Source organism: Mesorhizobium kowhaii, from assembly GCF_042431665.1.
Classification (GTDB): Bacteria; Pseudomonadota; Alphaproteobacteria; order Rhizobiales; family Rhizobiaceae; genus Mesorhizobium; species Mesorhizobium kowhaii.
This window is the reverse complement of the sequence record NZ_JBHLYT010000032.1, coordinates 106140-115295: the sequence shown is the minus strand read 5'-3', so window position 1 is coordinate 115295 and position 9156 is coordinate 106140. Positions and strand designations below refer to the sequence as shown.

Genomic DNA, 9156 nt, shown 5'->3' with positions numbered 1-9156 from the left:
AGCGCCGTGGCGCCGATATGCGTCACCGTCGCGCCGTCGGCGCCGGCGACGAAGTCCAGCGTGCCGGTCACCGTCGTGCCTTCGGCGACATTCTGCGAAGCCTCGGTCGTAGCCGTCGGCACGTCGTCAACGATGTTGACCGACAGCGTGCCGTTGACGCTCTGCGCGTCCTGGTCGGTGAGCGTGACGGTGAAGTTCTCGAACAGGCTGTTGGTGCCCTGGACGGCCGCATGTGCCTCATTGTCGAGCAGTGTGTAGGTGTAGCTCACCTGACCAGTTGCGGCATCATAGGCCGTCACGTTCAGCGTATTGCCCAGCGCCGTCGTGAACGAGCCGGCGGTGAACACCCCGTTGGTGATGAAGGTGTGGCCGTCGATCGCCAGCGAGGCGATGCCGTCTGGCGACGAGATGGCGAAGGTACCTCCCTGCGTCGTGCTTTCCTTCGAGCTGTCGGAGCCGGCCGATTCACCAGCCCCGCGGCTGGCCAGCAGATCGTCCTCGTTGACCGTCACGTCGCCGCCGCCGGCTGCCGGCGTCAGGTCGCCGATCGTCGGTGTCGAATTGCCGATCGAGATCGTCAATGTCGTGTGCGACAGATCTCCGTCGCCGTCCTTGATCGTGTAGGTGAACACGTCGTGGACGCCGCCGGCCGTGCCGGCATCGCGCACATAGCTGTAGGAGCCGTCCGCCTGCAATGTCAGCGTACCATAGGTGCCGTGGATCGGTGTATTCAGCGTGGCGCCGCTGTCCAGATCGGCATTCGTCGCGCCGGCGGCAACGCCCGCAACCGTCGCGTCGTCGGCGCCCTTGGTGTCGGCGCCCGCCGCATTGCCGTCGCTGCCGGCGCCGCTGATCACATTGCCGCCGACCGGCGCGTGCGAACCCGCCGCCACCGCATCGGTGTCGGCAACTGCCGTCGGCGCGTCGTCGATGATGTTGACGACCAGATTGCCGGCCGGTGCCGGATCGCCATTTGCGTCCATCACCGCAACAGGGAAGCTCACATTTGTGGCGTTGCCAGCGGTGTTGTCGAGAAGCGTGTAGGTGTAGTGGATGGTGCCGATGCCGGTCGCCGCATCGAAGACATAGCTCGCCGTCAGCGAGCCGGTCCCATCAGTGAAGGTTTGATCCACCGCACTCAGCGCATGGCCGTCGAGCGAGACCACCGACACGCCGTCCGGCGAGGTGAAGCCGATGTTGCCTGAGGTCGTCTCCGAGGCCGCAGCCTCGTTCGAGCCGGCAGGCTCGCCGCCGCGCGCCGGCAAGCCGGCCTCGTTGACTGTTGCCGAGCCTATGAGGTCGATCGAGGGGGTGGAGTCCTCTTCCCTGAGCCCGATCGTCAGCTCACGCCGGTCCAGCAACCCAAACTGCAAGTCTGTCGGAGGCAACAAATCCGAAAGGCCAAACCCGTCGCCGATACCGCCTGCGGGAATTTCGAAATTCCCGCCTGCACTCGAGGGCGAACCGCCAGGACCGGCCGATATGGAGCCGTCGGCACCAAAGGCAACGTCGACATGACTTGCCTCGAGCGCTGCCAGCAAGGCCACGCGCGGCACCTCGACGTCGCCGATGACGAAGGTCGGCACGTTCAAGGCGCCATCCTTGATCACGATCACCGAGCCGTCGGCCTGTTCGAGCACAAGGTTATGGCCGTCGACCTTGATGTTGTCGATGGAAACGCTGGACGGAAGTTTTACGATGTTGCTGGCGTCAGCCACATATTCATGAGGTGCCGTCGCCGCGGGTGCGTTTGCTGTCGCCGGCGCTTCCGGCTTGACGGGCGCTCCGCCGCCAACATCGACCGGCACCGGCTCGGCCGCTGCCGGCGCGGGCTGCTGCGCCGAAGTTGCTTGTGCGACCCGGATCTCCGCCGGCGATGCCTGGCCGTTGTGTTCATTGGACGCGGAATGCTCGTCCAAGGAACCCGAGAAACTGTCCAACTCGTTATTGGTCGTCATGGCTGAAACCCCTCCGATATTTCCCGGATAGAGACAGCGGCCACTTCTGCTTTGCAACAGTCCCGTAATCTATTTCATATATTCCGATATGCTTGCCTCAGCATTTTTTACACGTGGTAAACCACGAACATATACCCCGATATATGTTTGCTTCCGTACGGCTTGCTTGGCGGAGGGTTGAGCGAGCCTTCTTGGTAAATATAAGTATAAAATTAAATAAAATTTTAGAGAAAATAGACAAAGCCATTTCTTAGAAAGTTATCCACCTTCCTTTCCAATAATTTGAGACAAGATTGGTAGCGTCCACAGTCAAAGGTGGGCGTTATGAAAAAAGAAAAATCAGTCCTGGGAAAAACCAGGCTCAAGGTGCTCCTGCTGGCAATCGGCCTTGTCGGCCTGGCAGGACCATCATTCGCGAATGCCGTTTCCAGGGAGGTTGCCGCTACCGGCACGCCTCTGGAAAAGGTTCTGACGCCGCCCTCTCTCGGCGGTGTTTCGTTGGCGAGGCCTCAACCCTGGCAGCCTGCGGCCCCTTACCGGATCAGCATGGTTGTCGGCAGCTACGGCCCGGCCGTTGCTGATCGCGGGGATGGCTCGTCAACGGCGCGTGCTGATGCCGGGATAGATCCGGTGCAGACGGCGTCGATTATTCCCGGCGTATTCGGATCGGTCGCCTTGTCGATGCGCAATTTTCCCGTCTCGGCTCGTTGGGCACCCGTCTACCGGGCAATCACCAACTGCTCGGCAGGCAGTGCCTGCGAGCGCAAGAGTGCGGCTTTTGCCAACATGGTCTCCGCCGCTCAGGGCAAGGGTTTCAGCGAGAAACTATCCTTCGTCAACAGCAGCGTAAATCGCCTGATCGCCTACAGGAAAGACAGCGTTGTCTACGGCAAACTCGACTATTGGGCAAAGCCGTCGGAAATTCTCGAACGGCGGGCCGGCGACTGCGAGGATTTTGCCATCCTCAAGATGACGGCTCTGCTGAGGGCCGGCATTCCGACGCAAAGCATGGCGCTCGTTGTTCTCCAGGACCGCAAGAGAGGCTTCTTTCACGCGGTGCTGTCCGTGAGCACAGGCAGTGGCACCTTCATTCTCGACAGCCTCAGCAACACCGTTGTGCGCGATAGCGATCTTCCGGACTACGTTCCGCTCTATTCGTTCAGCACGGACCGGGCCTGGATCCACGGCTCAAAACCGGGCGCAGCCCAGATGGCTGACATCAAAGGCGGCTTCGCGACTGTCGCGCCGGGCGAAGGTTTTCAGCCATAGGGTTCCGGCAAGATCGTGCGGCGTCAAAAGTGCGCAGCGATTTTGGGACAACGGCATGGGTGAAACACAGGCGTGAGCGCATCGGGTGAATCCGGTTCAATGCGACACGCTTTAGCCGCCGAAGACGAACGCCATCAGCAACTCCGGCTCGACCACCGGGGCTCGCACCGCATTCAACTGACCGCGGTATCGACGTTCACCGGCGCCGATGACAAAACCTGTAGCCACCGGCGATTCGCCATTGGCGTCGAGCCGCGTGAATATGTCGGCTACATTGAGGTCCAGCGCCAGCTTGAGGTCATGGCGCGCATCATCGTTTGGGGCTATCGGCAATTGACGCTTGACCAGTTGCTGGAACGGCGAGTTGAACGTCAGGATCTTCTTCGACGATGCCAGGGCAAAGGCTGGTGACGGGCAGGCGACCAGTATGGCGTTGATGGTGTTGATCGACGCAAGCCTTCGCAAGGTCAGGTTTTCTTCCGCCAATCCACGCATGCAAGCCACCCTGATCGCAGATGTCAGGTTACCTGTCTGTGGCTGACTTTCGGCGATCTCATCGATGAGCATGCCGATGGTGCACTTCCTGTTTTCGGCCATCTGCTTCAGCGACATCCAGAATGCCCGTTCCAAACGGATGCCGCGTCGTATGCCGCCACGTGCCACAACCCGAAATTCCAGCCCAAAATCCTCTGCCGTGACGGGAGGCAACAGCCGCTCGTGACCGGGAGAGCTGGCGCTACCGCTCACTCATCGCCTCCTGACGTGCCTTGTTGATCGGCTTCAAGAGGTAGTTCAGGATTGTCTTGCGCCCGGTCTTGATGTCGACTGAACAGATCATGCCCGGGATGATCGAATAGGCCTTGCCGTCTCTCTCAAGTGTCGATTTGTCCGTCGACACGCGCACTTGGTAATAGGGTTCGCCTGTCTTCTGATCGACCAGGCTGTCGGCTGTAATGTTGGAGACCTTGCCTTCGATGCCGCCGAAGATCGAGAAATCGTAGGCGGTGACTTTGATAAGCGCGTCCTGGTCGGGGCGGATGAACGCGACATCCCGGGGCGACACCCGCGCCTCCACCAGCAAAGTCTCGGAGGTTGGCACGATGCCGGCCACGACGGCGCCAGGTTGGACGAAGGCACCGACAGTGTTCAGCTCCAGCGTGTTGACAATCCCGTCCACGGGAGACCGGATATCCGTGCGCGCGACCTTGTCGGTCGCCCCCCTTATGGTTTCATCCACCACCGAGAGGTCGGCCAGCGCCTCCGTCAGGTCGCTCAGAGCTTCCTGCTGCAACTGCAGGCCGAGTTCGTTGACCTGAAGCTGGGCTTCCGTGATAGCCCCCTTGGTTTTCTTGATGGTTTCACCGGCGAGGTTCAACTGCCCTTGCAGTTCGGTCTGCTCGCGGTCGACGCGGATCTGCTCGGTCCTCGCCATCAGCCCCTTCTTGACCATGGAATCGACCAGTGCCTTTTCCTGGTCGCTAACGGCCAGATTCTTGGTGAGGCGATCGAGATTGGCGGTGGCCTCGTCCAATTCATTCTCGCGCTGATCGAGGCGCGACTTGAGAACCGACAGCTTGACTTCGAAGTTTTCGCGGCGCGCGATGAGCAGCTTCTGCTCGTTTTCGCAGATTTCCGGCGCTATTTTCTGTATCTCGGGCGGACAGGGAAATGAGCCTTCGAGATTGCCGCTCTGCTCGAATTGGAGCCGCGCAATGCGCGCCTGCAGGGCCCGCGCCTTGGCCTGCTGCTCGCCAAGGCTGGACGTGTTGAGCGTGTTGTCCAGGCGAATGATGAGATCATTCTTCTTGACGACCTGGCCAATCGTCACTGCGATTTCCTGGACGACACCGGCTTCACTCGCCTGAATGATCTGGGTCTTGGACGCGGGTATCACCTTGCCGTCGCCCCGTGCGATCTCATCGACTTCGGCAAAGGATGCCCAGGCGACAAAAACGACAAAGAGCGCTCCTATTATGAATATGGACGCCGACGCAAAGAGCGGCGGTCGATCTTCCCTGGCCAGCATTTCCCACGCCCCAACGCATTGGATGCATTCAATTTATTTATCAGGCGCTTGTTTTCTGCAACGCCTGTATGACTTGGTCCTTCGGTCCGTCAGCAACGATCCTGCCCTGTTCGATAACGATCAGGCGGTCGGCCAGTTCAAGCATGCTGAAGCGATGTGTGGAGACGATCAACGTCGTATCGCGGTCAAAGGCGACCTTGAGCTGCTTTATCAACTGGCGTTCCGATGCGAGATCCATCGAGCCCGATGGTTCATCCAGAAAGACGATTTTCGGTTTGGTCAGCAGCAGGCGTGCGATCGCCACCGTCTGCCTCTGGCCGCCTGAAAGATTGGTGCCACGCTCGCCGACATTCATGTCGTAGCCGCGCGGATGGCGTGAGACGAAATCGTCGACGCCAGCCGCCTTTGCCGCTTCGATGATCTGCTCATCGGTAGCCTCCGGACATGCCATCAGGAGATTTTCCTTGATGGTGCCAGAGAACAGATCGCCAGCCTGCGCAACGATGCCGACAGCGGCGCGAACCTCTGACGGGTGATACTGGCGGATATCGATCCCATCCAGCAGCAGCTCACCGGAGGTCGGCAGGAAAAGCCTGCCGATCAGCCGACCCATCGTCGTCTTTCCTGATCCTATGCGACCGATGATGCCGATCCGCTCTCCCGGCTTCACCGCGAAATTCAGACCGGTCAAAACCTCGTTTTCCGAGCTGGGATAGACAAACCCGACATTCCTGAACACCATCGCCCCGTTGCGAATGGGGCGGTTGACGAAACCCACCGTGTCCGGTCGGTCCTCCGGTTGAGCCATGATCGAGTTCACCATTCTCAACGAGAGCATGGCCTGGCGAAACCGGGACAGCGTGATGGCGATCTGGCCGAGTGGAGCCACGGCCCTGCTCGCCAGCATGACCGTTCCTATGATTGCTCCTGTCGAAACATGGCCTTCCGAGAAGGCGTAGGCGCCGGCCACCACCAGAGCGACGGTCACCAGCTGTTGTATGGACTGGGTTATGTTGCCTGCGGCCGCCGAGAGTTGTTTGATCTTCTCGGAAGTGTTGGCGGCGTTCTTCGAGTGCTCTCCCCATTTTCGCAGCAGATACGCCTCGGCGCGCAGCGACTTGATCGTCTCCAGCGTGGAGATGGATTCGACCAGCAGGGCCTGGCGTTGCGAAGCTTCGTTCATTGAGGCGGCGACGCGCTTGCCGATGCGGCGCTGGGTAATCAGGCCGACGATGACGGACATCACAAAGGCCAGCGCCGGTATGATCACCAGCCAGCCGCCTATCGCATAGATGACAAGAAGAAAGACGAAGACGAAGGCCGTGTCGATGAACACGCTGATGGTGTTCGAGGTGAAGAACTCCCTGACGAACTCATATTGCGTGACCCTGTTTGCGTATTCGCCGGTCGAGCCGGGACGTGCCGACAGTGACGAGTTCAGCACTTTTTCGAACAGAAGATACGATATCCGAAGATCCGCTTTGCGCCCGGCATAGTCGATGAGGGAAGCCCTGGCCGTCTTCAAAAGCAGATCGAACACGATGACGGCACCAATGCCGATTGCCAGAACCCACAGTGTGGATATCGCCTTGTTCGGCAGAATCCTGTCGTAAACGTTCATCGTGAAGATGGGCGAGGCGATGGCCAGCACATTGATGAATATCGCTGCCAGGACGACTTTCGAATAGGTGCGCCAGAAGGCGCCCATCGTCCCCGTCAGCCAATGGCGCCTTTCGATTTTCTGCGCCGAGCCGACCTTCATCCCCTCGGTGGCGTTGGCATAGGTGATCGAGAAGGACGCGCCGCCGCTGATATAGCTGGCAGCCAGCTCGGATCTGCTGATCGTGGTGCGGCCGTTCTCCTGGGGCGCAGTCAGGTATTCGCCGGCTTCAATCTCCGCGAGCAGGGCAACAGGCAGCTGGGCGGTGCGAAACAGAATGGCGGGAAGATCGACGCGTCCGCGCAGGAAATCGCGATGATTGACTTCCTTGGCCTCGAGGCCGATGCGCTCGGCAAGGTGCCGAATGTCCTCTACCTCAATTCGCGTCTCTGAAATCGGCACCCCGGCAAACAGCACTGTCTCGGCACTTGGCCTGCCGAGATAGCCGGCAACCGCTGAGAAGCAGGCCTTGAATGCCTCCTTGGGGGAGAGGATGTTGGGTTGCTGGTTCACGATATGCCCGTAAGGACCCTCGCTGGACCTTATGCCGTCCTACTTCTTCCTCACTGGCGCAAGGATATCGAAAGGCAGGTCGTTCTTCTGCTCCGATGGCGTGCGCGCATAGGTTTCAGTGTCTGCGGTTTCTGGTGTGTTGAACTCGGCTCGTGCATATGCCGTCGCTTGCTTTGCCGGCTGAAGGTCCATCGTTTTCAGCAACTGACCTGTCGCGGCCAGAAGCCGGTATTCGGCAAACAGCGATGCATAGGATGCTGTGTCCGCCAGCGTTGCCGTGTTGAACCGTGTATTCTGCGCATCGAGCACGTCGAGCAGCGATCGTTGCCCTACCTTGAATTGCTCGCGGTAAGACGAAACCAGCTTTTCACTGGAAGCGGCTTGCAGCCTGAGCGTCTTTGCCAGGTCGGCTTGCCGGAAACGGCGATCCCATGACGTGCGGACAGCCTCCTCGATCTCGCGCAACACCTGGTGATAGGCAAGCCGCTGTTCGCTGGCACGGCGGATCTGCTCCTGCTCATTGGCCTTGTCTATGCCGCCTCGATACAGGTTCCAACGCAGCACCAGACGCGCCTGCAGGTCACTGGCGTCGCCGTTGTCGCCGTCAATGTCATACCCTCCCCTGGCACGGCCTTCGGCCAGCACTTCAGGGCCATATTTCGCCCGGGCCGCATCCACCATGGAAGCAGCAGCGGCGATATCGCTGGTGGCCATGTGAACGCGCGGATTGTTCTGTCGTGCCAGGCCGAGCGCGTCATCGAGTGACCTCGGCAGTGCGGCGGCGACATCACCAGGCCGCGAAGCATTGACCAGCGGTTTCCCGACGGTCTTGAAGAACCGGATCTTGGAGGCTTCCAGTTCTTCGGTCGCCTCCTGCATGCGTGCCTTGGCTGCGAACAGACGCTCTTCGGCCTGCTGCCGGTCGGCCTCGTTCAGCGCCCCGCCTGAGATGCCTTGCCGGATGTCGCCGAGTATCGCCTGATGGAAACCCAGGTTCTTCTTGGCTTCGGCGACAATCGAAGCCTGCAGCATGTATTCAAGGTAGTCTTGGACGACCGACAGCCCGATGAATTCCGAGCGCTCCAGGACCCGGAAGGACGCTCCGTCGACTCGCGATGCCTGGCGGTTCAATTCCGCCCGCCGCGCTCCGCTGTCAAATAGCTTCTGCGTAACCACCAGATCCGCTTCCGCCGGATAGAGCGAATCGTCCTCTATCGACAGTGCACGCCGGGACGAGTTGTCGAGACGACGAGCTCCAGCCGATGCCTCGACATCGACACTGGGAAGATAAAGGCCCTTGGCCTGCCGCAACTCGAACTCGATTGCTTCGCGATTTTCGATTGCCTGTCCAATCTCGGGATTGGATTCCACAGCAACAGCCATCGCCTCCTTGAGCGTGAGCGCATGAGCACTCGCGCAGGTCAGCATGGTCGCCGCCATCAAAAGACCAAGGCGCTTGCCCATGGTCGAGATGCTTATTGTATTCATTAAACCCACCCTAACGTTCCCCAGCACCCTTATTCGCGAGTGCTACACCCAAGCCAAGGCCTGCCACCGAGAATTATCCACAGTTTCACGAAAAGTGTGAGAAATTATTGAATTAGCCCCTGCTAAAAGGGGAATTCGGGCCACAAGGTTGTGAAATGTAGCAAAAATGGCACATAAGCATCGCCCCCCCTGCGATTGTATCCGGACGCTGCCAAGCGGGGAAAAGGACTAAAAACAGCTGG

General features: G+C 59.7%; 6 protein-coding genes. 1 reads left to right on the top strand and 5 read right to left on the bottom strand.

Annotation, left to right across the window (positions count from 1 at the left end; translation table 11 throughout):
- A partial coding sequence (locus ACFFNA_RS19475; RefSeq protein ID WP_378920811.1) for a VCBS domain-containing protein occupies nt 1-1958 on the bottom strand: 1958 nt, incomplete at its 3' end.
- A gap of 324 nt (nt 1959-2282) precedes the next feature.
- On the opposite strand from ACFFNA_RS19475, the gene ACFFNA_RS19470 reads away from it, so the two are divergent.
- A complete protein-coding gene (locus ACFFNA_RS19470) occupies nt 2283-3227 on the top strand; it encodes a transglutaminase-like cysteine peptidase (protein ID WP_378920809.1) in 945 nt (314 codons plus the stop codon).
- A gap of 111 nt (nt 3228-3338) precedes the next feature.
- Here ACFFNA_RS19470 and ACFFNA_RS19465 read toward each other — a convergent pair whose 3' ends face one another.
- Genes ACFFNA_RS19465 through ACFFNA_RS19450 form a run of 4 tightly spaced genes read right to left on the bottom strand, consistent with a single transcriptional unit; the run spans nt 3339 to nt 8914 of the window.
- Nucleotides 3339-3974 carry a ribbon-helix-helix domain-containing protein gene (locus ACFFNA_RS19465; RefSeq protein ID WP_111542720.1) on the bottom strand — a complete coding sequence of 212 codons (636 nt, stop codon included), beginning with the start codon at nt 3972-3974 and terminating at the stop codon, nt 3339-3341.
- Complete coding sequence (locus ACFFNA_RS19460) at nt 3964-5253, bottom strand: HlyD family type I secretion periplasmic adaptor subunit (RefSeq protein WP_378920807.1); 1290 nt, start codon at nt 5251-5253, stop codon at nt 3964-3966. Before ACFFNA_RS19460 ends, ACFFNA_RS19465 begins: the two co-directional genes overlap by 11 nt.
- Nucleotides 5254-5293: 40 nt before the next feature.
- Complete coding sequence (locus ACFFNA_RS19455) at nt 5294-7426, bottom strand: type I secretion system permease/ATPase (protein ID WP_378920805.1); 2133 nt, start codon at nt 7424-7426, stop codon at nt 5294-5296.
- A 39-nt stretch (nt 7427-7465) separates the two neighbouring features.
- The gene (locus tag ACFFNA_RS19450; protein ID WP_111542717.1) at nt 7466-8914 is read right to left on the bottom strand and encodes a TolC family protein; all 1449 of its coding nucleotides are present in this window, start codon (nt 8912-8914) and stop codon (nt 7466-7468) included.
- Between the last annotated feature and the right edge of the window lie 242 nt (nt 8915-9156).